The sequence below is a fragment of the Citrobacter sp. C348 genome, from assembly GCF_047467975.1.
Taxonomy (GTDB): domain Bacteria; phylum Pseudomonadota; class Gammaproteobacteria; order Enterobacterales; family Enterobacteriaceae; genus Citrobacter; species Citrobacter gillenii.
In genome coordinates, this window is sequence record NZ_JASJUJ010000009.1 from 87,181 (window position 1) to 110,877 (window position 23,697).

Here is a 23,697-nt window from a genome sequence, read left to right on the forward strand (position 1 = left end):
ATCCTCAACGAAATATATTAAGCGTCAACTAAACCAGTAATTTGGGATACACGAGAAAGGTCGATATTACCGCCAGAAATAATGCTGACTGTTTTTCTATTCTGGATATAGCTATCTAATTTCCCGCTTAATAATGCAGCACAGGCCAGCGCGCCAGCGCCTTCTGTCACAACTTTATTTCGCTGAATTAATGCCACCATACTGTTGCGAATTTCATCTTCGCTGACCAGGACAATGTCATCCACTAACTCACGAACGATTTCATAGGTCAAAGTACCCGGGCGGGAGACGTCACAACCATCCGCCAGGGTGCCGGTCGTTCGGTGCGTGGTTATTTCTCCAGCGTGGAAAGAAGCTGCCATGCCATGAACGTTTTCAGACTGTACGCCAATAATTTTAATGGTCGGGTTGATGGATTTAATGGCTATCGCAATACCCGCAATCAGTCCGCCGCCACCAATTGGCACAATCACGTTATCGACATCGTACAGATCTTCCAGAATTTCCAGACCGATAGTCCCCTGGCCGGCAATCACTTTTGGATCATCATAAGGCGGAATAAAGATACGGCCTTCAGTTTCAACAATTTCGCTCACTTTGGCGATCGTGTCGTTGAAGTTATCACCGTGCAGCACAACTTCTGCGGAGTAGTCGCAGGTAGCAGCCACTTTAGACTTAGGTGCGCCTTTTGGCATCACCACTTTGCCGTCAATACCGAGCATCGCACAAGAGAGGGAAACCCCTTGCGCATGGTTACCTGCAGAGCAGGCCACCACGCCTTTACATCTTTCCGCTTCAGTTAAAGAACTGAGCTTGTTAAAGGCGCCGCGAATTTTAAATGAACCAGTACGCTGCATGTTCTCAAACTTAAGGAAAATTTCCCCTTTGCAACGTTCACTAAAATAGTTAGAGCGAGGCATTCCCGTTTTATAAATTTTCCCCGCCAGTCTTTTTTTCGCTTCGAGGATATCTTCAATTGCAACTGGGAGATCGTATGTAATGTGCATTAGAACCTCTTACCTGGGTATTAAAGTAAATAGATAGCCGTGACCAACGTCTGATATAGACCGATGGCATTCATTCCGTATTAAATCGAGTTTAATCTTTAATCAACTTCAATTAATTGCTTTCGTCGCTGGCAATTATATGATGAATATTCTTTGGCTAATTCCACCAAAATTGATGCTGCTTTTTTAATTCGATAATTTTTAGACCAGACGGCGGCGTAACGCGCGACCGGTAAGGCCTCTTCTACCGGGATAGTAATAAACTGGTTTGAACCAAATGGAGTGGTCATATCGCAGGGAATTACTGTTAAGAAATCAGCATTGAGAACAAGGTTATAAATTGTGACGACCGAGTCTGTTTTAACGATGTTTTCACTGCTGATGCCATTTTTTTGTAACGTAGTAAGAAGCTCGCTGTAGTAACCCATATTCGTTTGCGGCAACACCCACTGTTCATTTTGCAATGCGCTCAGCGTAGTGATGCCGGTGCGTGTTCGGGACTTACTGGCAACCAGAACAAACTCTGACTCGAACAGCGGCTCCACATGCAGGTCGTGCAGTTTCATCTCATCGCTTAACGTGCCGATTGCAAAGTCCAGACGCCCATCACGAACCGCTGGTAAGAAAGAGGAGAGCTGGGCTTCATACATGGAAACCTGCGCGTTCGGGAATACCTCTTTAAACTTCTTAATCATGCCGGACATGATGGTAAAGGCGATCAGTGAGGGAAAACCGAACGACACATCAACAACCGCATTGCTCGTCATGCTATTCATCTCATCAACCATGTTTTTCATTTCACGGGTAATAGATTCAGACCATGAGAGCATCACCTGACCGGCTTGGGTCAATGTGACGCCTGTATTTTTACGCACCACCAACTCAATACCAAAATAAGCCTCAACATCATTAATGATTTTGCTTACTGCGGGTTGAGTTAAACCTAATTCTTTTGCAGCTGAGCCGATAGAACCACTTCTAATGACTTCCTGAAAGACCACTAAGTGCTGTGTTTTAGGGAGAGAAATAGTATTCATATCGGCCTGCTCTAATTACTTTGTTGACGGCAGGAAGTGTACCAAATTAAACGTTCACGGATATGTGCGACCACTCACAAATCCCCTTCACTTACATTTTGTAAGATTATTATAAACCCATAAAATCGTTATTTATCAATATAATGAAGAAAAACGATCTTACTTTAACCTGACTTTAATCAAAAAAAGATGGGGGGATAACGAAAATTTATGGCGATAACACATGCGCGTTAACGGTTATTTAACCGACGATTGAAAGATGATAATTCAAGCAATTACAGAGTAATTATCGGTCTGGATTACGTTTAAATTTAATGAGCAATTTATCAAATAAAATTATATTTGAATAGTTATTGCGATTAAATAACGCCATGCATCACACTATTTTGCCTTATTTGTTTGTAAAGAAACATTGCGTTTATCATTATTCAAAACAAAGCAAACAATAAATCATCATGTGCAACAATATATTAACACTGTTTTTTGGTGATTATCAGCAAGTAATTTTGTGATATGGATCGATTACGTGTATTTTTTCTATAGCGAAACGTATCGATAAGCGTTTTGTGTTATCTGTCACAAAACTGGAAATTTTCAGCAACCCCTTTGCCGCTGAAAAAGACGTTTTCGAATAAATAACGGAAAAATAAAAATGAGATTTACGGCAAATTTGCCGGATGGCGGTGCAAGCACCTTATCCGGCCTACAAAAAAGTCGTGCCCGGTAAGCATAAAAAACACGCCATAAAAGCAAAAACCCTCGCCATTACCGAGAAGGGTTTCCTTAATAGTTGAAGCTGACCGATAAGCCGCGTTCTTTTGAGCATAGTGTCGTGGACAGTCATTCATCTTGTTGCCTGCCGTAAAGCAAAAACCCTCGCCATTACCGAGAAGGGTTTCCTTAATAGTTGAAGCTGACCGGTAAGCCGCGTTCTTTTGAGCATAGCGTCGTGGACAGTCATTCATCCTGGTCACCACAAAGCAAAAACCCTCGCCATTTCTGACGAGGGTTTCCTTAATAGTTGAAGCTGACCGATAAGCCGGGTTCTGTCGTGGACAGTCATTCATCTAGGCCAGCAATCGCTCACTGGCTCAAGCAGCCTACCCGGGTTCAGTACGGGCCGTACCTTGTGAACCCCTATTTGGCCTTGCTCCGGGTGGAGTTTACCGTGCCACGGACTGTTACCAGCCGCGCGGTGCGCTCTTACCGCACCCTTTCACCCTTACCTGATCCCACTTGCGTGGGCCATCGGCGGTTTGCTCTCTGTTGCACTGGTCGTGGGTTTCCCCCCCAGGCGTTACCTGGCACCCTGCCCTATGGAGCCCGGACTTTCCTCCCCTCCGCCCGTCTCCCCCGAAGAGGACGACGACGAAGCGGCGACTGTCTGGTCAGCTTCGGCGCGAAGTATAGAGGGTTTGCGGGCCAATGTCACCCCGCACTGCGCATTCCTATCGCCAGCGTAGCGGCGATGTTTCTGGATGACCGATAAATATTATCAAATGCTCCCCGGAAGGCCTCTTCCAGCGTACCTATGCTGGTCAATACGCTAAACACGGCATCGATACCATATTGATGCACCACGCCCACATCGCGTGTCAGGCTGCCCGCAATACCGATCACCGGCTTGTGGTATTTCTTCGCCACACTTGCCACGCCGACAGGCACTTTGCCGTGAATACTCTGGCTGTCGAGGCGTCCTTCACCGGTAACCACCAGCGTACAGTCGTGAATATGTTCTTCCAGATTCAGCGCCTGGGTCACAATCTCTATCCCGCTACGCAGTTCTGCACCTAAAAATGCCATTAATGCCGCCCCCATACCACCAGCGGCTCCGGCTCCGGGCACATTTTTCACATCAACGCGCAACGATTTTTTTATGATGTCGGCAAAGTGAGACAAATTACGATCCAGCTCGATAATGCGTTCTTCAGTCGCGCCCTTCTGCGGACCAAAAATGCGGGATGCACCGTTTTCGCCGATCAATGGATTCGTCACATCACAGGCAACATGAATCGAACAGGTTTTTAAGCGTGGGTCCAGACCCGAGATATCAATGGTATTCAGGCTATTCAGGCAACCGCCGCCATAGCCAATGTCAGTACCGTTGGCGTCACAGAGTTTCGCCCCCAGCGCCTGTACCATACCCGCACCACCGTCGTTGGTCGCACTGCCGCCAATACCAATAATGATATTTTGCGCGCCGCTTTCCAGCGCCTTGAGAATCAACTCCCCAGTACCACGCGACGTGGTGACTAAGGGGTTGCGTTTTTCTGGAGGGACCAGCGCCAGCCCACTGGCTGCCGCCATTTCGATAAACGCGGTGTTACCGTCTCCGGACATGCCCCAGCTGGCATTCACTTTTTCGCCCAACGGGCCCGTTACCCACGCGAAATGTTCCATTCCCTGCGTGGCGGCAATCATCGCTTCAACGGTCCCTTCGCCGCCATCGGCGACCGGAACAGAAACATAGTGCGCATCGGGAAAAATTTCCCGAAATCCTTTTTCTATCGCCTGCGCTACCTCGGTGGCAGAAAGGCTTTCTTTATAAGAGTCTGGGGCAATTACGATTTTCATAGTGGTAGCCTGTTACTGCATAACGCCGGATGGCGTTTCACTTATCCGGCCTACGGCCTGCATTGTAGGCCCGGAACGCTATGCGCCTCCGGGCACGACGTCATTAGCGAGTGACTTCCACTTTCGCCAGTTTTTCGTAGTAGCATGCCAACGCACTGTGGTCAGCCGTTCCCAGCCCGTCAGCGCGCAGCGCCTGCATCATTTCCATTACCGCTGCGGTCAGCGGCAGCTGTGCACCCACGCCGTGTGAGGTATCCAGCGCATTCGCCAGATCTTTGATGTGCAGGTCAATACGGAAGCCCGGTTTAAAGTTACGGTCCATCACCATCGGCGCTTTGGCATCCAGCACGGTGCTGCCCGCCAGTCCGCCGCGAATAGCCTGATACACCAGATCCGGGTTCACGCCCGCTTTGGTCGCCAGGGTCAGCGCTTCAGACATCGCCGCAATATTCAGCGCCACGATAACCTGGTTTGCCAGCTTGGTGACGTTGCCTGCGCCGATATCGCCGGTATGCACCACGGACCCCGCCATCGCTTTCAGCAGATCGTAGTACTTGTCGAAAATCGCTTTATCACCACCGACCATCACCGACAACGTGCCATCAATCGCCTTCGGTTCGCCGCCACTCACCGGTGCATCCAGCATATCCACTCCTTTCGCTTTCAGCGCATCGCTGATTTCACGACTGGCTAACGGGGCGATTGAACTCATGTCGATCAGAACGGTGCCCGGCTTCGCGCCTTCGATGATACCGCCTTCGCCCAACGCCACTTCTTTTACGTGTGGAGAATTCGGCAGCATGGTGATAATCACATCGCACTGTTCAGCAATGGCTTTCGCCGTGGTAGCGGTTTCTGCACCTGCGGCGATGACTTCCGCAATCGCTTCTGGGTTACGGTCAGCAACCACCAGCGAGTAACCTGCCTTGAGGAGGTTTTTACTCATTGGTTTACCCATAATACCGAGGCCAATAAAACCTACTTTCATTGTCATGTTTTTATCTCTATACTGTCGATGGTGGTTATTTTTTAAAGGAATCAGCCAGTTTCTGCGTAGCGGAGCGGAACACGCCCAGGTCGCTGCCAATGGCAACAAACGTCGCGCCCCATTCCAGATAACGACGCGCATCCGCTTCTACCGGCGCCAGAATACCGCTTGGCTTACCGTGCTTTTTCGCGACAGCAAAGATATGCTGAATCGCCTTTTGCACTTCCGGATGGGAGGCATTGCCAAGGTGGCCTAACGCGGCGGCCAGGTCGCTTGGGCCGACGAAAATACCGTCCACGCCTTCGGTTGCGGCAATCACATCCACGTTATCAACACCCTGCTGACTTTCGATCTGCACGATGATGGTGATGTTTTTGTTTGACTGTGCGAAGTAGTCCGGTACGGTGCCAAACATATTGGCGCGGTGAGAAACCGATACGCCGCGAATACCTTCCGGCGGATAGCGGGTAGACGCCACGGCGTTCACCGCCTCTTCTTCGGTCTCAACAAACGGAATCAGGAAGTTATAGAAACCAATATCCAGCAGGCGCTTGATGATCACCGGCTCGTTGGTCGGCACACGCACAACCGGCGCGCTGGAACTGCCTTTCAGCGCCATCAGCTGTGGGATAAACGTCGAGATATCGTTTGGCGCATGTTCACCGTCCAGCACCAGCCAGTCAAAACCGGCCAGGCCTAATACTTCGGTACTGATCGGGCTTGCCAGCGCGGACCAGCAGCCAATCTGAACCTGATGCGCCGCAAGTGCCGCTTTAAATTTGTTTGGGAAAATCGTGTTATTCATCGCCTATACCTTTGTTTATTTCTGCAATTCCATACGTTTAATGTCACCGACAATAAACAGGTAGCAAACCATCGCCATCAGCGCCGAGCACCCTACAAACACCAGCGCAGCATTAAATGAGTGCAACTCGCTCACCAGGTAACCAATCACCAGCGGGGTTACGATAGAAGCCACGTTACCAAATACGTTAAACACGCCACCGCACAGACCCACAATCTCTTTCGGGGCGGTATCGGAAATCACCGGCCAACCCAGCGCGCCAAAACCTTTACCGAAGAACGCCAGCGCCATCAGCGCCACTACGAAGGTGGTATTATCTGTGTAATTGCACAGGATAATGGTTGAGGCGAGCAGCATTCCGAGCACGATCGGCAGCTTACGCGCCAGGGTGATGCTGGCGCCGCGTTTAATCAGGTAATCTGAGAACACGCCGCCCAGTACACCACCGGCAAATCCACACAGTGCCGGAATAGACGCGACCAGGCCGACTTTCAGGATCGACATACCTTTTTCCTGCACCAGGTAGATAGGGAACCAGGTCAGGAAGAACCAGGTGATGGTGTTGATAAAATACTGTCCAAAGAACACCCCCAGCATCATGCGGTTTGTCAGCAGTTGCTTGATGTAATGCAGTTTCGGACCGCTCGCCGCAGCACCACCCGGCTTCTTGTGGTCCATATCCACTACCGCGCCGTTATCCGAGATAAACTTCAGCTCTTCCTGCGACATCCGTGGGTGATCGGTAGGGTTATGGATCAGTTTTACCCACAGTCCGGTCAGCACAAAGCCAATCACGCCCATCACGGTAAAGACGTGTTCCCAGCCCCAGGCGAAGGTCAGCCAGCCCAGCAACGGTGAAAACAGCGCCAGTGAGAAATACTGCGCGGAGTTAAAAATCGCAGAGGCCGTGCCACGCTCTTTGGTCGGGAACCAGGCCGCAACAATACGGGCGTTAGCCGGGAAGGAAGGCGCTTCCGAGAAGCCCAGCATAAACCGCATGATAAACATGGAGATCCCCGCCCAGGCCAGCGGGAACATATCGACAAAACCCTGCAGGAAGGTAAACAGCGACCAGAAGAAAAGACTGTAGGTATAGACTTTCTTCGAACCAAACTTGTCGAGCAGCCAGCCGCCGGGAATTTGCATCAGCAAATAGGCCCAGCCGAAGGCGGAGAAAATGTAACCCATTGATATGGCGCTGAGCTGCAACTCTTTGGCCACTTCAGTACCGGCAATAGACAACGTCGCGCGGTCTGCATAGTTTACGGCAGTGACAATAAATATTATCAGCAGTATTAAATATCGGGTGTGCGTACCTTTCTTTTTCTCTACAACCGTATCCAGTATCATTCTATTTACCTCAGGTACAAAAAGAGTTTTTATTATTATTTTGAAGGATATTTACGCTGATAAATTACCGTAAGATAAAATACGTTCTTATTTATCAGTCGCTATTAAACCGTGATTCAGTATAATCAGCACCGCATCGTTAATCATTGTGCAATCGCTCATTAAAATCATCTGTTTAAAATATTATTTTATGCATATGCACATAACCATGGGCGCTGATGCACACATTTACGTATTGATACCCTTGGTGGCGCGGCGTTTCTAAGTTTAAGTGATCTCGCTCACATTCTTAAATTAAAACTCCTGACATTCTTATTCCACGACACTGAGTCTTTATTACTTATAATTAGATTCGATATATATCTATTATCACCACCTGGCTGGAGAATACTGGACAATGGCCGACATCGAAATTAGACAAGAATCGCCCACGGCGTTTTATATTAAAGTACACGACACTGATAATGTGGCGATTATTGTCAATGACAATGGTCTGAAAGCCGGGACACGTTTCCCGGACGGACTGACGCTGATTGAACATATTCCCCAGGGTCATAAAGTGGCGCTAACGGATATTGCTGTTCACGGCGAAATCGTGCGCTATGGTGAAGTGATCGGTTACGCCGTTCGCGACATCGCACGCGGTAGCTGGATTGATGAGTCAATGGTTGAGCTGCCCAAAGCCCCGCCGCTGGAAACGCTGCCGCTGGCAACCAAAGTGCCGGAGCCGCTTCCGCCGCTGGAAGGCTACACCTTCGAAGGTTATCGCAATGCCGACAGCAGTGTGGGCACCAAGAACCTGCTCGGCATCTCCACCAGCGTGCACTGCGTGGCGGGCGTGGTGGATTATGTGGTGAAAATCATTGAGCGCGATCTGCTGCCCAAATACCCGAACGTTGACGGTGTAGTGGGGCTCAACCATTTGTATGGCTGCGGAGTGGCCATCAATGCGCCGGCCGCTATCGTGCCGATTCGTACCATCCATAACATTGCCCTGAACCCCAACTTCGGGGGCGAAGTGATGGTTATCGGCCTCGGCTGCGAAAAACTCCAGCCGGAACGCCTGTTAGAAGGCACGCACGATGTGAAAAGCATCCCGGTAGACAGCGCCAGCATTGTCAGCCTGCAGGATGAAAAACACGTAGGCTTTAAATCGATGGTTGAAGACATTTTGCAGGTTGCCGAGCGCCATCTGGTAAAACTCAACCAGCGTCAGCGTGAAACCTGCCCGGCCTCTGAGCTAGTCGTCGGCATGCAGTGCGGCGGCAGCGATGCGTTTTCTGGCGTCACCGCCAACCCGGCGGTGGGCTACGCGTCCGATCTGTTAGTGCGCTGCGGTGCCACCGTGATGTTTTCGGAAGTGACCGAAGTGCGTGACGCCATCCACCTGTTAACGCCGCGCGCCATCAATGAAGAAGTGGGCAAGCGCCTGCTCGAAGAGATGGCCTGGTACGATAACTATCTCGATATGGGACAAACCGACCGCAGCGCTAACCCCTCTCCGGGCAACAAGAAAGGCGGTCTGGCTAACGTGGTTGAAAAAGCGCTGGGCTCGATTGCCAAGTCAGGCAAGAGCGCCATTGTCGAAGTGTTATCACCGGGACAGCGTCCGACCAAACGCGGCCTGATTTACGCGGCAACGCCTGCCAGCGACTTTGTTTGCGGTACGCAGCAGGTCGCGTCCGGGATCACCGTGCAGGTGTTCACCACCGGTCGCGGTACACCGTACGGTCTGATGGCAGTTCCGGTGATTAAAATGGCAACACGCACCGAACTGGCCAACCGTTGGTTTGATCTGATGGATATCAATGCCGGAACCATCGCCACCGGTGAGGAAACCATTGAAGATGTCGGTCTGAAGCTGTTCGAGTTCATTCTCGACGTGGCGAGCGGACGCAAGAAAACCTTCTCGGATCAGTGGGGACTGCATAATCAGCTGGCGGTGTTTAACCCGGCACCGGTGACCTGATTGTCCACCGCTTTTTTCTTCATGGGCATGCCTTCGGGCATGCTTTTTTTTTGCCACAACCTTTCATAACCCTCCCCTTTCTTTCGAATCTTTCATTTATCAGATCGGAATCACAAAAAAACATTACGAAACCCTATACTTTATTTCGAAGAAAGCAATCGAAAGACTTCGGAGGAAGTATGTTCATTATCTCAAGCAAAATGATGCTGAAGAAGGCGCAGCAAGAAGGCTATGCCGTACCCGCGTTTAACATCCACAACCTGGAGACCTTACAAGTTGTCGTGGAAACAGCAGCCGAACTACGTTCTCCGTTGATCGTCGCCGGCACGCCTGGCACTTTTAGCTATGCCGGGGTCGGCAACATCGTTGCTATTGCCAGCGAACTGGCAAGAAGCTGGAACCACCCTCTCGCCATCCATCTCGATCACCATGAAAGCATCACCGATATTGAAGCGAAAGTCGCTACAGGTATCCGCTCCGTCATGATCGATGGTTCTCATCTGCCGTTTGCCGACAACATTGCGTTAGTTAAACACGTGACGGACTACAGCCACCGCTATGACGTTAGCGTTGAAGCTGAGCTGGGACGACTGGGTGGGCAGGAGGATGACCTAATCGTGGATGGAAAGGATGCGCTTTATACCCACCCAGAACAGGCCCGGGAGTTCGTGGAAAAAACCGGTATCGACTCACTGGCCGTTGCGATTGGCACAGCTCATGGTTTGTATAGTGCTGAACCTAAACTGGATTTTGAACGGCTAACAGAGATTCGTCAGCGCGTTGATATTCCACTGGTTTTACATGGAGCATCTGGCCTGCCAACACATGATATTAGGCGCGCTATCTCTTTAGGGATTTGCAAGGTCAATGTCGCTACCGAACTCAAAATCGCCTTTGCTGGCGCACTCAAAAACTACCTGGGCACACATGCCGATGCGAATGACCCGCGGCATTACATGATGCCAGCAAAAGCTGCGATGAAAGAAGTGGTACGTAAAGTCATCGCCGACTGCGGCTGCGAAGGAAAGTTGTAAGCCATTAATTCATTTGAATTGCACGGGTTCTGACAAAGGTTTGTTTTTAAAGCTGGATCACGAAAGAAGCTTTTACCCTTTGCCTTCAATCCAAAAATATTATGAAGATAAACAAAAGATATCGGAGATAGAAGTGAAAGAAATAATCTCTCGTCATAAAGCGGGTGAACATTTAGGAATTTGTTCTGTTTGTTCAGCGCATCCGCTGGTCATTGAATCCGCATTACGTTTTGATTTACACAGTGACCAGAAAGTCCTGATTGAAGCGACCTCAAATCAGGTTAATCAGTTTGGCGGCTATACCGGCATGAAACCCGCCGACTTCCGCGACTTCGTCTACAACATCGCGCAGGAAGTTGGCTTCCCCCGCGACAGATTGATCCTCGGAGGCGATCACCTCGGCCCAAACTGTTGGCAAGATGAAACCGCCGCAGAGGCCATGGAAAAATCGGTCGCGTTAATTAAGGCTTATGTTGCTGCAGGTTTCAGCAAAATTCACCTTGATGCCTCGATGTCCTGCGCCGACGATCCTACACCGTTGGATCCGATGGTTGTCGCTCAGCGCGCCGCTGTACTTTGCCAGGCGGCAGAGGAAATCGCCACTGACGAGCAAAAACGCCAGTTGACCTACGTTATCGGTACTGAAGTTCCGGTTCCCGGAGGCGAGGCCAGCACCATTGGTACCGTCCACGTTACTCGTGAAGAAGACGCCGCGCGGACGCTGGAAACGCATCAGGTCGCTTTCAAGGCATTAGGTCTTGAAGCTGCACTGGAAAGAGTTATTGCCATCGTGGTTCAACCGGGCGTTGAATTCGACCATACCCAGATTATTCACTATCAGCCGAGCGCCGCAGAAGCGCTGTCCGCCTGGGTGAGAAATACGCCGATGGTCTATGAAGCGCATTCAACCGATTACCAGAACCGTCAGGCCTATCGCTCGCTGGTTCGCGACCACTATGCGATTTTGAAAGTCGGCCCTGCGCTCACCTTCGCCCTGCGCGAGGCCATTTTTGCACTGGCACAAATGGAAACCCAACTGGTGCCGCCTGAACAGCGCAGCCATGTGCTGGACGTGATTGACGAAGTGATGCTTAACGAACCGGGTTACTGGAAAAAATACTACCGTCCAACCTGGAGCCAGGCGATGGTCGACATCCATTTCAGCCTCTCCGACCGTATCCGTTATTACTGGCCTCACCCGCGTATTCGTCAAAGCGTAGAGAAGTTGATCGCCAACCTTGATGGCGTATCGCTGCCGCTGGGGCTGATTAGTCAGTACCTGCCGATGCAGTTTGAACGCCTGTCCGCCGGTACACTGACCGCGACGCCGCATAACCTCATCATCGACAAGATCCAGGACGTTTTGCGTGCATACCGTTTCGGTTGCGTCGCCGAAGCCGCCTGATACACGGAGCCCCTATGAGCCAATTATTTGTCCGTACCGGAATTGAATTCAACACCTGCCAGCAGGCGCTGGCACACATTGGTGAGGAGATGCTGGCGAAAGGGGTAGTGCATGACAGCTATCCGCAGGCGCTGCTCGAACGCGAAGCCGTCTTCCCCACCGGGATTGCGCTTGAGCGTCATGCGGTCGCTATTCCCCATTGCGAGGCGACACACGCTATTTCGCCCGCTATTTATCTGATTCGCCCGGATAAACCGGTGCATTTCCAGCAAGCAGACGATGATGCAGAAATTGGCGTCTCGTTAATTATCGCCCTGATTGTAGAAAACCCGACAGCGCAGTTGAAGCTGCTGCGCCGCTTGTTTAGTGAGCTGCAAAACCCGAATGTCCTCGACGCCTTGCTGAGCGCCCCTGATGCTGAGCTCGCAGTGCGTTTTCGGGAAACCATCCTCGAGCCTGAACTGTGCAATCCGGCTTGATAATAAACTGATAATAAAAGGAATACCCTATGAAACGTAAAGTCATTGTCGCCTGTGGCGGTGCTGTAGCAACCTCAACGATGGCCGCTGAAGAGATTAAAGAACTGTGCGAAGCCCACAATATCACCCTCGATTTAGTGCAGTGTCGGGTGACTGAAATTGAAACCTATATGGATGGCGCGGACCTTATCTGCACCACCGCCCGCGTTGACCGGACTTTTGGTGATATTCCCGTGGTTCACGGCATGCCGTTTGTGTCCGGTGTGGGCATCGAAGCATTACAGCAAAAAATCCTGACTATCCTCGTGGAGTGACGCCATGTTCAGCGAAATAATGCGTTATATCCTCGATTTAGGTCCAACAGTCATGCTGCCGCTGGTGATCATCATCTTTTCAAAATTATTGGGGATGAAGCTCGGGGATTGCTTTAAATCTGGTCTACATATTGGGATTGGCTTTGTTGGTATCGGGCTGGTCATTGGCCTGATGCTTGACTCTATCGGGCCTGCCGCGAAAGCGATGGCGGAACAGTTTCAAATCAACCTGCATGTGATTGACGTGGGCTGGCCGGGGTCATCCCCCATGACGTGGGCATCGCAGATCGCATTGATTGCCATCCCTGTCGCCATAGGGGTCAATATCCTGATGCTGGTCACCCGCATGACCCGCGTGGTGAACGTCGATATCTGGAATATCTGGCATATGACGTTTACCGGCGCGATGTTACATCTGGCGACGGGGTCTTACTGGTTAGGCATTTTAGGGGTAGTGGTTCACGCTGCCTTCGTCTACAAACTTGGTGATTGGTTCGCCAAAGATACGCGCGACTTTTTTGGTCTGGATGGCATTGCTATACCGCACGGCTCGTCAGCCTGGTTTGGCCCCATTGCGGTACTCGTGGATACCATCATCGATAAAATCCCAGGGCTCAACCGCATTCACTTTAGCGCTGACGACGTTCAGAAACGCTTCGGGCCGTTTGGTGAACCGGTCACCGTCGGTTTTGTGATGGGTCTGGTTATCGGCATGCTGGCAGGCTACGACCTGAAAGCAGTGCTTCAACTGGCAGTCAAAACCGCCGCCGTGATGCTGCTGATGCCACGCGTAATTAAACCGATTATGGATGGCTTAACACCGATTGCTAAACATGCCCGTAAGCGCTTACAGGCAAAATTTGGCGGTCAGGAGTTCTTAATTGGTCTTGACCCTGCGCTGCTGCTCGGCCATACCGCAGTGGTATCCGCCAGCCTGATCTTTATCCCGCTGACTATTCTCATTGCTGTGTTGGTGCCGGGTAACCAAGTGCTGCCGTTTGGTGACCTTGCAACCATCGGCTTCTTTGTGGCTATGGCGGTGGCAATACACCAGGGCAACCTGTTCCGCACGCTGATTTCCGGCGTCATCATCATGGGTATGACCTTGTGGATAGCGACCCAGACCATTGGCTTGCATACCCAGCTAGCCGCTAATGCCGGTGCGCTGAAAGCTGGTAGCCAGGTCGCCTCGTTGGATCAGGGGGGATCGCCTATCACCTGGCTGCTGATTCAGTTGTTCACCTGGCAAAACGTTGTGGGCTTCATTGTTATTGCCGTCATTTATCTGACTGGCGTTCTGTTAACCTGGCGTCGGGCGCGAAACTTCATCGCCGCGGAAAAAAGCGCCGCTATTGCAGAAAGCCAAACCGCATCTTAATTTCTGGGGGGCATTTGCTCCCCTTCACATTTCTGGAGACTCTTATGAAATCAGTGGTTATTCACGCTGAGGGAGACGTGCGTGTTGAAGAACGTCCCATACCACAGTTGCAAACTGAAGACGATGTGTTAGTCAGGGTTGCTAGCTCAGGCCTTTGCGGTTCAGATATTCCGCGTATTTTTAATCATGGCGCACACTATTATCCAATAACGCTGGGCCATGAATTTAGCGGCTATGTTGAATCCTATGGAGCAGACGTTACTGATATGCAACCCGGCGATGCCGTTGCCTGCGTTCCTCTACTCCCCTGCTTTCATTGTCCGCAGTGCGAACGCGGATACTTCTCGCTGTGCAAGCAATATCAATTTGTCGGTTCACGCAGCGAAGGAGGTAACGCGGAATATGTGGTTGTAAAACGCGCCAACCTGTTCCGCCTACCTTCAGATATGCCAATAGATGATGGAGTATTTATCGAACCTATCACCGTCGGCCTGCATGCGTTTCACCTGGCGCAGGGTTGCGAAGGCAAAAATGTGATTATTGTGGGTGCTGGTACTATCGGCTTGCTGGCAATGCAATGCGCTCGTGAACTTGGCGCAAATAGTATTACGGCAATTGATATCAACCCGCAAAAGCTGGCATTAGCAAAAGAACTGGGGGCAACCCATGTGTTTAATAGCCGGGAGATGAATGCGGCCGAGATCCACGCTGGTCTGGAGAATTTTCAGTTTGACCAACTCGTACTGGAAACTGCGGGAACCCCGCAAACCGTGGCGCTGTCGATTGAGATTGCCGGTCCTCGTGCCCAACTGGCGTTAGTCGGTACGTTGCATCACGATCTTGCGCTCTCAGCTGGTGTATTTGGACAAATATTGCGTAAAGAGTTAACCATTCTCGGCAGTTGGATGAACTATTCCAGCCCATGGCCGGGAGAAGAATGGGAAACCGCAGCGCGTTTGCTAACAGAAAAATGCTTACGGCTGGAGCCATTAATCGCCCACAACGGTGATGCAGAGAGCTTTGCCAGTGCCGTTAAGTCACTCAATGGCGCACCGATGCAGGGAAAAATCCTGCTAAAACTCTCCTGACCTCACGAGCCAGCAACCTGCGCTGGCTCACACTTACTTTCGAAATTTGACGTTCACCTTTCGCAATCCTTCGATTAAACTAGTGATAATTAAATTATCAGGCAAATCAATATGAACTCATTTGAGAGAAGGAACAAAATTGTCGACCTGATTAATACGCAAGGCAGCGTATTGGTAATGGACCTTTCGAATACCTTTGGTATCTCTGAAGTCACCATTCGCGCCGACCTGCGGTTATTAGAAGAGAAGGGTCTGGTCACCCGTTTTCACGGCGGGGCGGCAAAACCAGGAAGCCATCTGGCTGAAAGTGACAATCAGGAAGTGATATTAGAAGAACGGTATCAACTTGCCAGCGACCCCAAAAAAAGGATCGCCCAGGCCGCTTCTGCAATGGTAGAAGAAGGAATGACCGTAATTCTGGATAGCGGAAGCACCACCTTACTGATCGCTGAGGCGCTAAACCGAAAAAGTAATATCACCGTGATTACCAATAGCCTGCCCGCCGCATTTACGCTGTCAGAAAACAAAGACATTACGTTGGTTGTCTGTGGAGGTACGGTGCGCCACAAAACCCATTCGATGCATGGCACTATCGCTGAACGTTCCCTACAAGGGATCAGCGCAGATCTGATGTTCGTGGGTGCCGACGGAATTGACGCTACAAATGGCATTACCACATTTAATGAAGGCTATTCGATTAGCAGCGTCATGGCAGCGGCAGCACATAAGGTCATTGCCGTACTGGATGCCACGAAGTTTAATCGACGTGGTTTTAATCAGGTGTTGCCAATGGAGAAGATAGACTGCGTGATTACCGATGACGGTATCAGCAAACAAGATAAATCAGCGCTGACAAAAACAAGCGTTGAATTGCTGGTCGTTTAGGTCTGGACCCGCCAGAAACCTCCCTTCTTCGCACCAACGCGTTGCAGTTTGCCTTTCTGCTGCAACGCTTTCAGATAGCGTTCAATGGTCCGGGCTGAGATTTCACACTCATCGGCAAGGCTTTTGGCAGTTCGTGCAGGCTGACGCTCACCCGGCCACAACCGCCCAATATCCCATAAGCTCACCAATCTCAATGACCTGATTGAGTATCAATGGGGTGATGGCAAAGGGAGGTTGGTAGCCACTCACGCTTACTCTCCCTGCTGTTCCAGGGCATACTTATACAGCGCATTCTTTTTCACGCCGTGGATTTCGGCAGCCAGTGCGGCGGCCTTTTTCAGCGGCAGTTCTGCCTGTAACAGCGCCAGCGTCCGCAAGGCATCGGCCGGGAGATCGTCGTCCTGCGCTTTATGGCCTTCAACAATCAGCACCATTTCGCCTTTACGGCGGTTTTCATCTTCTTTTACCCACGCCAGCAATTCGCCGACCGGGGCGCCGTGAATGGTTTCCCAGGTTTTAGTCAGCTCGCGCGCCAGCACCACATAACGCGACTCTCCCCATACGGCGACCATGTCTTCCAGGCTGTCGAGCAGACGGTGGGTAGACTCATAAAAAATCAGTGTACGGGGTTCCGCTTCAATGGCCTTCATTGCATCGCGACGGCCTTTGGATTTGGCGGGCAAAAAGCCTTCGTAGCAAAAACGGTCTGATGGCAGGCCTGCAGCACTTAATGCGGCGATGGCCGCGCAAGGACCCGGTAGCGGCACAACTCGAATACCCGCCTCACGACAGGTACGCACCAGGTGATAGCCAGGATCGTTAATCAGCGGAGTTCCGGCATCGGAAACCAGCGCGATGTTCTGGCCCTCCTTGAGCTTCGCCACCAGCATTTGGGCTTTTTGTTGCTCATTGTGATCGTGTAACGCAAACATACGGGCGCTAATCGCGAAGTGTTGTAATAATAATCCGGTATGACGGGTGTCTTCAGCGGCAATTAAATCAACGGCTTGTAAAACTTCGAGCGCTCGTTGGGTAATATCAGCCAAATTTCCGATAGGAGTAGGTACAATAAAGAGTTGGCCTTGAGAATTATCCGCCGATTCGTGTTGTTTCATTGTGTCGTCCGTATTGCCGATTTAATATTGAGCATTGCGTAAAAAATATCACTGGATACAGTATGGTACCCTCAACATTTTCTCGTATGAAAGCCGCGCGCGCTCTGCCAGTCATTCTGGCAGCATTGATTTTCGCCGGTTGTGGCACCCAGGCGCCAGACCAGAGTGCAGCCCATATGCAGGGCACAGCACAAGCTGATTCCGGCTTTTATCTGCAACAGATGCAGCAAAGCTCAGATGATAGCAAGACCAACTGGCAATTACTCGCCATTCGTGCACTGCTGAAAGAAGGTAAGAGCCAGCAGGCTGTCGATCTGTTCAACCAATTGCCGCAGAACCTGAACGATGCCCAGCGTCGTGAACAATCCCTGCTGGCCGTTGAGATCAAACTTGCGCAGAAAGATGTCGCGGGCGCGCAGGCCCTGCTGGAGAAGCTAAAACCAGCCGATTTCGATCAGAACCAACAGGCGCGTTACTGGCAGGCACAAATTGATGCCAGCCAAGGGCGTCCATCGTTAACGCTGCTGCGTGCGCTAATCGCTCAAGAGCCGCTGTTGGCCGCCAACGATAAGCAGAAAAACATCGATGCGACCTGGCAGACACTCTCGTCAATGACACCAGAGCAGGCGCAGGCGCTGGTCATCAACGCTGATGAAAATGTTCTGCAAGGCTGGCTGGATCTCCAGCGCGTCTGGTTTGATAACCGTAGCGATGTCGACATGATGAAGGCCGGCATTGCCGACTGGCAAAAACGCTATCCGCAAAACCCGGGGGCAAAATTACTGCCCACGCAATTGGTTAACGTCCAGAGCTATAAGCCAGCGTCCACCAGCAAGATAGCCCTGCTACTGCCGCTGAACGGTCAGGCCGCTGTTTTTGGTCGCACTATTCAGCAGGGTTTTGAAGCAGCGAAAAACAATGGCACGCAACCGGTATCAACCCCTGTCGCCGCAGCCCCTGCAGCCGTCACGGACGCCACCACGCCCGTTGCACAGCCGCAGTCCGTCGACGGCGTGGCCAGCCCTTCCCAGGCCTCGGTGAGCGATCTGACCAACGATGCGCCAGCACAGCCAACCACACCGGTTAGCACGCCGCAAACAGCACCAACTCAGCCAACGACGGCCAGCGCCCCGGCGAATCCTTCCGCAGAGCTGAAAATTTATGACACCTCGTCACAGCCGCTGAATCAGATCCTGGCCCAGGTGCAGCAGGATGGTGCCAGTATTGTTGTCGGCCCTCTGTTGAAGAACAATGTTGAAGAACTGATGAAGAGCAGCACACCGCTAAACGTACTGGCGCTTAATCAGCCTGAAGCCGTGCAGAACCTGGCTAATGTGTGCTACTTCGCGCTGTCACCGGAAGATGAAGCGCGCGATGCCGCACGTCACATCCGCGATCAGGGAAAACAAACCCCGCTGCTGTTAACGCCGCGTAGCGCGTTAGGCGATCGCGTGGCCAACGCCTTTGCACAGGAATGGCAAAAACTTGGCGGCGGCGTGGTGTTGCAACAGAAATTCGGCTCTACAGCAGAACTGAGAATGGGCGTCAACGGTGGTGCAGGGATTGCCCTGACGGGCAGCCCGGTCGTCTCCTCTGCGCCAGCACAGCCTGGCGTCACGATTGGTGGACTCACCATCCCGGCTCCGCCGACCGATGCGCAAATCACCGGTGGCAGCGGTCGTGTTGACGCCGTGTATATTCTGGCCACGCCGGAAGAGATCGCCTTTATTAAGCCGATGATCGCCATGCGTAACGGCAGCCAAAGCGGTGCCACGCTGTATGCCAGCTCCCGTAGCGCACAGGGTACTGCTGGTCCTGACTTCCGCCTGGAAATGGAAGGCTTGCAGTACAGTGAAATTCCGATGCTGGCCGGCGGCAACGAACCGCTCATGCAGCAGGCGCTTAGTGCCGTGCGCAACGATTACTCGCTGGCACGCATGTACGCCATGGGCGTCGATGCGTGGTCGCTGGCTAACCACTTCACGCAAATGCGTCAGGTGCAGGGCTTTGAAATTAACGGCAACACTGGCGCATTAACCGCCACGCCGGATTGTGTGATTAACAGGAAGTTATCATGGCTCAAATACCAGCAAGGACAGGTCGTCCCCGCCAGTTAACGAGTAAACAGACCGGTGACGCGTGGGAAGCCACCGCGCGTTGCTGGCTGGAGGGCAAAGGACTGCGTTTTATCGCCGCCAACGTGCGCGAACGCGGCGGCGAAATCGACCTGATAATGCGTGAAGGCAAGACCACCGTCTTTGTTGAAGTCCGTTTTCGTCGTTCCGCTCTTTTTGGCGGGGCGGCGGCGAGTGTGACCCGCAGCAAACAACAGAAATTATTACACACCGCCCGCTTGTGGCTTGCGCGCCACAATGGGAGTTTTGATACTGTGGATTGTCGGTTCGATGTGTTAGCCTTCACCGGAAATGATGTTGAGTGGTTAAAGGATGCCTTTAATGACCACTCATAATTGAAGATTTAAGGATTAGCGTGTTAGACAGAATTAAAGTCTGCTTTACAGAAAGCATTCAAACTCAGATTGCTGCGGCTGAAGCGCTCCCGGATGCGATTTCCCGTGCAGCCATGACGCTGGTTCAATCCCTGCTCAATGGCAACAAAATTCTCTGTTGTGGTAATGGGACATCCGCTGCCAACGCACAGCATTTTGCTGCCAGTATGATCAACCGTTTTGAAACAGAACGGCCCAGTTTACCTGCTATTGCACTAAATACTGATAATGTGGTCTTAACTGCGATTGCCAACGATCGCCTGCACGACGAAGTTTATGCAAAACAAGTCCGTGCGCTGGGACATGCAGGTGATGTTCTGTTGGCAATTTCTACGCGTGGCAACAGTCGCGATATCGTTAAAGCCGTTGAAGCTGCCGTCACCCGCGACATGACGATCGTCGCACTGACCGGTTATGACGGGGGAGAGCTGGCCGGATTATTAGGGCCGCAGGATGTCGAAATCCGCATTCCCTCACACCACAGCGCACGCATTCAGGAAATGCATATGCTGACGGTGAACTGCCTTTGCGATCTTATCGATAACACGCTTTTCCCTCACCAGGATGATTAAGGAGTACACATGAAGGCATTTTCGCCGCTCGCAGTGGTTCTTTCTGCGCTGCTGTTGCAAGGCTGTGTCGCTGCCGCCGTTGTCGGAACGGCAGCTGTCGGAACGAAAGCCGCAACTGACCCTCGCAGCGTCGGCACCCAGGTAGATGATGGAACCCTGGAATTACGCGTCAGTACCGCGTTATCAAAAGATGCCCAGATCAAGAAAGAAGCGCGCATCAACGTCAGCGCCTATCAGGGTAAAGTGCTACTGGTGGGGCAGTCTCCTAACAGCGAGTTGTCTGCGCGTGCAAAACAGATTGCGATGGGCGTAGAAGGGACGACGGAAGTGTTTAACGAGGTCCGTCAGGGTCAGCCAATCGGTCTGGGTGAAGCCTCCAATGATACCTGGATCACCACCAAAGTTCGCTCCCAGCTGCTCACCAGCGATCAGGTAAAATCATCCAACGTTAAAGTAACCACTGAGAACGGGGAAGTCTTCCTGCTGGGTCTGGTTACCGAGCGCGAAGCGAAGGCTGCAGCGGATATCGCCAGCCGGGTCAGCGGCGTGAAACGCGTCACGACCGCGTTTACATTTATTAAGTAATACAGCTACAGATGCCGGATGGCGACGCCTGGGCGTCTTATCCGACCTACAGGGCGTAATCGTTTGTAGGCCGGATAAGCGCCAGCGCATCCGGCATTTTATTTAGCGTCACGCGCCTTTTCGCGCAACTCTGACGAAGTCAGGATCGAAACCCCTTCATGTCCTGGCGCAAGTGCTTCCACCAGCATTGCCCGTGCGACATCACGCGCCTCAATAGATTTCCAGTTCCCCGGTAGCAACTTGAATAATGGCGCAAAGAGCCTTTCATTCGCTCGCTGTTGTTCCCTGTCACCCAGCAACATCGAAGGCCGGACAATCGTCAGCCGGGGCCATTTCTGCGCAATCAGCGCCTCCTCCATCTCACCTTTAACCCGATTGTAGAAAAATGGCGAGTGCGCATTGGCCCCCATCGAACTCACCACCAGCATATGCTGAGCGCCCAGACGACGCCCCGTCAGAGCGGTATCCACCACCAGCGTATAATCAGCGTGGATAAAAGCCTCTTTGCTGCCGGCTTCACGTCGGGTGGTTCCCAGACAGCAAAAAACAATGTCGACCGGATCGGTAACCTGTGCCAACGCATCGGTTAACTGCGGATCGTGAGGGTTAAAGACGCCAACCGTATCGGCGAGCGGACGGCGCGTTGGGGCCGTAATCGCATGAACCCGGGGCTCGTTCAGTAGCATCCGCAATAAATGTCCGCCCACCAGACCCGTGGCTCCGGTTATTAACACCTGGCTCATCGCTTATCCTTTCCCTTCAATCATTCCTCTAACTATAGATCACGTAGCCAGAGCAGCTTTTTACCAAAGCCCAGCGTATTGTCAGTGAACTTGATTTCATCAAGACGAATCTCCCACACGGGTGCAGACAGCATTCTGGCGACGGGGAAGCGACGATTATACGCTTTACGCGCGTCGTCGCTCTCCTGCCCCTCCAGACGCCTGATTTCGCCTTTAAACTGGACGCCACGGATCAGCGCGACCGTTTTGGGTTGACCGTTTACCGTCCCGGCAACGGACGCGCATGGGCCGGACATCTGGGCATGGCGAGTTTTATCTTCGGTGAGCACATAGAAGGCAACCTTCTGCGCATCAAACAGATAAAACGCGTTGGCGCACCACAGTTCACCGTCATGATGCACACACCAGGTCACGACGTGCTGCTTTGCCAGCCAGCGCGTCACCGCAGTCAGTGTTTCCATTTCTGTTCTCTTTTATACTATAGGCCTGAAAATTATCACGTCGATGGTGACAATGACACCCTGGTATCTGTACCTGATCCGTACCGCAGACAACGCCCTGTACACCGGTATAACCACCGATGTGCAGCGCCGCTATAAGCAACATCAAAGCGGAAAAGGCGCGAAAGCCTTGCGTGGGAAGGGAGAGTTAACTCTGGCATTTGCCGCGCAGGTCGGCGATCGTTCGCTGGCCCTGCGTCTGGAATATCGAGTCAAGCAGCTCACAAAGCGTCAGAAAGAACGCCTTGTAGAAGGTGAAGGGCTTGAGGCATTGCTGAGTAGCCTACAAGCCCCGGTGCTTAAAAGCGATTGAAGTGCTCGTGGTATTCCACCAGACCAGACACGCCCTCCAGCGCATCTTCTGCCAGGCGATGCACCTGGAACGCGCTTTCGGTGCCCGGCCAGCGGCAGTGTAGATCGTGGTGGGCTGCCAGCTCAAAGCCAAAGCGACTGTACAGTGCCGGATCGCCCAGCGTGACCACCGCGGCGTACCCAAACTCGTTCAGTGAATCCAGTCCCTCATAGACCAGCTGACGCGCCAGGCCCTGCCCACGGTAGTTTTCATCTACCGCTAACGGAGCCATACCGACCCATTGCAGATCTTCACCTTGCACATCAACAGGACTGAACGCGACGTAGCCGACCACCTGACCTTCGTCGTCGGTGGCAACCAGACCCAGCGTCAGAAAACCGTCTTCACGCAGGTCGTGCACTAACTTCGCTTCCGCATCGCTTTCAAAGGAACGACGCAGCAGCGCATCAATACCTGGGGCATCAATGGGAATTTCAACTCGAATCAGCATGGTTCACCTACCGAGGTCTGTTTGGTTTCTGGCGAATGTTTCATACCCGCCTCAACAAAGTCCGCCAGTTGCAGCAGCATAACGCGCAATGCTTTCGGCATCTGCTCCAGTTCAATGGCGTCCATCAGATTTTTCACATGTAGCCCTAATTCTGTATCGCCTTCAATCACCAGGCGACGCTGGAAGAAAAGCGTATCCGGATCCTGCTTACGCGCCGCAATCATCAATAAATCGCTGGCGTCTGCGCTAAAACTCACATCAGCGTCTGCGTTCTGACTGACGATAAGTTTGTCGTTCTCAACAGAGGTATACCATCTGAGGCCAATATCACGAACATTTATGCTCAACCAGCGACCGTCGAGAAACTCCAGTTCCCCGTCGGCCAGCGCCTGGCGAAATTGCCAGCTCAGAACCTGTTCCAGTACCTGGCGCTTGAGCGTAAAGGGCGTCAGTTTAACCGGTACACTCATCAGAGAAGGACCAAAATGTACTAAGCGTGAACGCAGTTTATCCAACACGAGCTTTACTCCCTGTTTCTATAGTCCGGCTATTTTGCC

At 51.9% G+C, this 23,697-nt stretch carries 24 protein-coding genes, 1 other RNA gene and 2 pseudogenes; 13 read left to right on the top strand and 14 right to left on the bottom strand.

Annotation, left to right across the window (positions count from 1 at the left end; translation table 11 throughout):
- Positions 1-17 precede the first annotated feature (17 nt).
- From tdcB to garP, 7 genes are all read right to left on the bottom strand, one after another.
- Entirely contained in the window at positions 18-1,007 is a 990-nt protein-coding gene (gene tdcB, locus QNN86_RS17000; protein ID WP_096755563.1) for a bifunctional threonine ammonia-lyase/L-serine ammonia-lyase TdcB, read from the bottom strand.
- A gap of 98 nt (positions 1,008-1,105) precedes the next feature.
- Positions 1,106-2,044, bottom strand: a complete 939-nt coding sequence (gene tdcA / locus QNN86_RS17005; RefSeq protein WP_096755562.1) for a transcriptional regulator TdcA — start codon at positions 2,042-2,044, stop codon at positions 1,106-1,108.
- Positions 2,045-3,063: 1,019 nt separating this feature from the next.
- Positions 3,064-3,440, bottom strand: an RNA gene (gene rnpB, locus QNN86_RS17010) — RNase P RNA component class A.
- Positions 3,441-3,472: 32 nt separating this feature from the next.
- A complete protein-coding gene (gene garK, locus QNN86_RS17015; protein ID WP_414211888.1) occupies positions 3,473-4,618 on the bottom strand; it encodes a glycerate 2-kinase in 1,146 nt (381 codons plus the stop codon).
- Positions 4,619-4,721: 103 nt separating this feature from the next.
- A complete protein-coding gene (gene garR / locus QNN86_RS17020) occupies positions 4,722-5,747 on the bottom strand; it encodes a 2-hydroxy-3-oxopropionate reductase (protein ID WP_414211891.1) in 1,026 nt (341 codons plus the stop codon).
- Positions 5,641-6,411, bottom strand: a complete 771-nt coding sequence (gene garL / locus QNN86_RS17025; RefSeq protein ID WP_414211893.1) for a 2-dehydro-3-deoxyglucarate aldolase — start codon at positions 6,409-6,411, stop codon at positions 5,641-5,643. The genes garR and garL overlap by 107 nt, the downstream gene beginning before the upstream one ends.
- A 15-nt stretch (positions 6,412-6,426) precedes the next feature.
- Positions 6,427-7,761, bottom strand: coding sequence for a galactarate/glucarate/glycerate transporter GarP (gene garP / locus QNN86_RS17030; RefSeq protein WP_096755558.1), 1,335 nt, complete (start codon positions 7,759-7,761; stop codon positions 6,427-6,429).
- A gap of 397 nt (positions 7,762-8,158) precedes the next feature.
- Here garP and garD point away from each other — a divergent pair, with 397 nt between their 5' ends.
- The 8 genes from garD to QNN86_RS17070 all read left to right on the top strand — a co-directional run bounded on the left by garD (position 8,159) and on the right by QNN86_RS17070 (position 16,313).
- Positions 8,159-9,730: a galactarate dehydratase gene (gene garD / locus QNN86_RS17035; protein ID WP_414211895.1), complete on the top strand. Its 1,572-nt coding sequence runs from the start codon at positions 8,159-8,161 to the stop codon at positions 9,728-9,730.
- Between the two features lie 179 nt (positions 9,731-9,909).
- Positions 9,910-10,764 carry a tagatose bisphosphate family class II aldolase gene (locus tag QNN86_RS17040; RefSeq protein WP_182270929.1) on the top strand — a complete coding sequence of 285 codons (855 nt, stop codon included), beginning with the start codon at positions 9,910-9,912 and terminating at the stop codon, positions 10,762-10,764.
- A 133-nt stretch (positions 10,765-10,897) separates the two neighbouring features.
- The gene (gene gatZ / locus QNN86_RS17045; RefSeq protein ID WP_414211898.1) at positions 10,898-12,169 is read left to right on the top strand and encodes a tagatose-bisphosphate aldolase subunit GatZ; all 1,272 of its coding nucleotides are present in this window, start codon (positions 10,898-10,900) and stop codon (positions 12,167-12,169) included.
- Between the two features lie 14 nt (positions 12,170-12,183).
- Positions 12,184-12,648 (top strand): PTS galactitol transporter subunit IIA, encoded by a 465-nt coding sequence (gene gatA, locus QNN86_RS17050; protein WP_062774247.1) that lies wholly within the window; start codon positions 12,184-12,186, stop codon positions 12,646-12,648.
- Positions 12,649-12,677: 29 nt separating this feature from the next.
- Entirely contained in the window at positions 12,678-12,962 is a 285-nt protein-coding gene (gatB, locus tag QNN86_RS17055) for a PTS galactitol transporter subunit IIB (protein ID WP_414211900.1), read from the top strand.
- Positions 12,963-12,966: 4 nt separating this feature from the next.
- A complete protein-coding gene (locus QNN86_RS17060; protein WP_414211902.1) occupies positions 12,967-14,340 on the top strand; it encodes a galactitol-specific PTS transporter subunit IIC in 1,374 nt (457 codons plus the stop codon).
- Between the two features lie 44 nt (positions 14,341-14,384).
- Positions 14,385-15,428: a galactitol-1-phosphate 5-dehydrogenase gene (gene gatD / locus QNN86_RS17065; RefSeq protein ID WP_414211904.1), complete on the top strand. Its 1,044-nt coding sequence runs from the start codon at positions 14,385-14,387 to the stop codon at positions 15,426-15,428.
- Between the two features lie 111 nt (positions 15,429-15,539).
- Positions 15,540-16,313, top strand: a complete 774-nt coding sequence (locus QNN86_RS17070) for a DeoR/GlpR family DNA-binding transcription regulator (RefSeq protein WP_096755552.1) — start codon at positions 15,540-15,542, stop codon at positions 16,311-16,313.
- Here the strand turns inward: QNN86_RS17070 and QNN86_RS17075 are convergent.
- From QNN86_RS17075 to rsmI, 3 genes and pseudogenes are all read right to left on the bottom strand, one after another.
- Positions 16,310-16,456: pseudogene (locus QNN86_RS17075) on the bottom strand (HTH domain-containing protein); the annotation flags it as partial. The gene QNN86_RS17070 and the pseudogene QNN86_RS17075 sit on opposite strands and share 4 nt — an antisense overlap.
- Before the next feature lie 7 nt (positions 16,457-16,463).
- Positions 16,464-16,562 (bottom strand): annotated as a pseudogene (locus tag QNN86_RS17080) (Fic family protein); the annotation flags it as partial.
- 2 nt (positions 16,563-16,564) lie between these two features.
- Positions 16,565-17,428 carry a 16S rRNA (cytidine(1402)-2'-O)-methyltransferase gene (gene rsmI, locus QNN86_RS17085; RefSeq protein WP_115257408.1) on the bottom strand — a complete coding sequence of 288 codons (864 nt, stop codon included), beginning with the start codon at positions 17,426-17,428 and terminating at the stop codon, positions 16,565-16,567.
- 62 nt (positions 17,429-17,490) lie between these two features.
- Between rsmI and QNN86_RS17090 the strand changes: the two genes are divergently transcribed.
- The 4 genes from QNN86_RS17090 to dolP are packed head-to-tail and all read left to right on the top strand — an operon-like array spanning position 17,491 to position 21,094.
- Entirely contained in the window at positions 17,491-19,545 is a 2,055-nt protein-coding gene (locus QNN86_RS17090) for a penicillin-binding protein activator (RefSeq protein WP_414211907.1), read from the top strand.
- Entirely contained in the window at positions 19,503-19,898 is a 396-nt protein-coding gene (locus QNN86_RS17095) for a YraN family protein (RefSeq protein ID WP_096755549.1), read from the top strand. Before QNN86_RS17090 ends, QNN86_RS17095 begins: the two co-directional genes overlap by 43 nt.
- Before the next feature lie 20 nt (positions 19,899-19,918).
- The gene (diaA, locus tag QNN86_RS17100; protein ID WP_048213380.1) at positions 19,919-20,509 is read left to right on the top strand and encodes a DnaA initiator-associating protein DiaA; all 591 of its coding nucleotides are present in this window, start codon (positions 19,919-19,921) and stop codon (positions 20,507-20,509) included.
- A gap of 9 nt (positions 20,510-20,518) precedes the next feature.
- Positions 20,519-21,094 carry a division/outer membrane stress-associated lipid-binding lipoprotein gene (dolP, locus tag QNN86_RS17105; RefSeq protein WP_096755548.1) on the top strand — a complete coding sequence of 192 codons (576 nt, stop codon included), beginning with the start codon at positions 20,519-20,521 and terminating at the stop codon, positions 21,092-21,094.
- A 98-nt stretch (positions 21,095-21,192) separates the two neighbouring features.
- Here the strand turns inward: dolP and QNN86_RS17110 are convergent, their stop codons facing one another.
- Both QNN86_RS17110 and QNN86_RS17115 read right to left on the bottom strand, forming a co-directional pair.
- Positions 21,193-21,837, bottom strand: a complete 645-nt coding sequence (locus tag QNN86_RS17110) for an NAD(P)H-binding protein (protein WP_414211910.1) — start codon at positions 21,835-21,837, stop codon at positions 21,193-21,195.
- A 32-nt stretch (positions 21,838-21,869) separates the two neighbouring features.
- Positions 21,870-22,298, bottom strand: coding sequence for a YhbP family protein (locus tag QNN86_RS17115; protein WP_115257404.1), 429 nt, complete (start codon positions 22,296-22,298; stop codon positions 21,870-21,872).
- 52 nt (positions 22,299-22,350) lie between these two features.
- On the opposite strand from QNN86_RS17115, the gene QNN86_RS17120 reads away from it, so the two are divergent.
- Positions 22,351-22,650, top strand: a complete 300-nt coding sequence (locus QNN86_RS17120; RefSeq protein ID WP_115257403.1) for a GIY-YIG nuclease family protein — start codon at positions 22,351-22,353, stop codon at positions 22,648-22,650.
- Here the strand turns inward: QNN86_RS17120 and QNN86_RS17125 are convergent.
- Positions 22,637-23,140 (bottom strand): GNAT family N-acetyltransferase, encoded by a 504-nt coding sequence (locus tag QNN86_RS17125; protein ID WP_115257402.1) that lies wholly within the window; start codon positions 23,138-23,140, stop codon positions 22,637-22,639. The genes QNN86_RS17120 and QNN86_RS17125 overlap by 14 nt on opposite strands.
- On the bottom strand, positions 23,134-23,658 hold the full coding sequence (gene ubiT, locus QNN86_RS17130; RefSeq protein WP_115257401.1) for a ubiquinone anaerobic biosynthesis accessory factor UbiT: 525 nt from the start codon (positions 23,656-23,658) through the stop codon (positions 23,134-23,136). The genes QNN86_RS17125 and ubiT overlap by 7 nt, the downstream gene beginning before the upstream one ends.
- Positions 23,659-23,697: the final 39 nt, after the last annotated feature.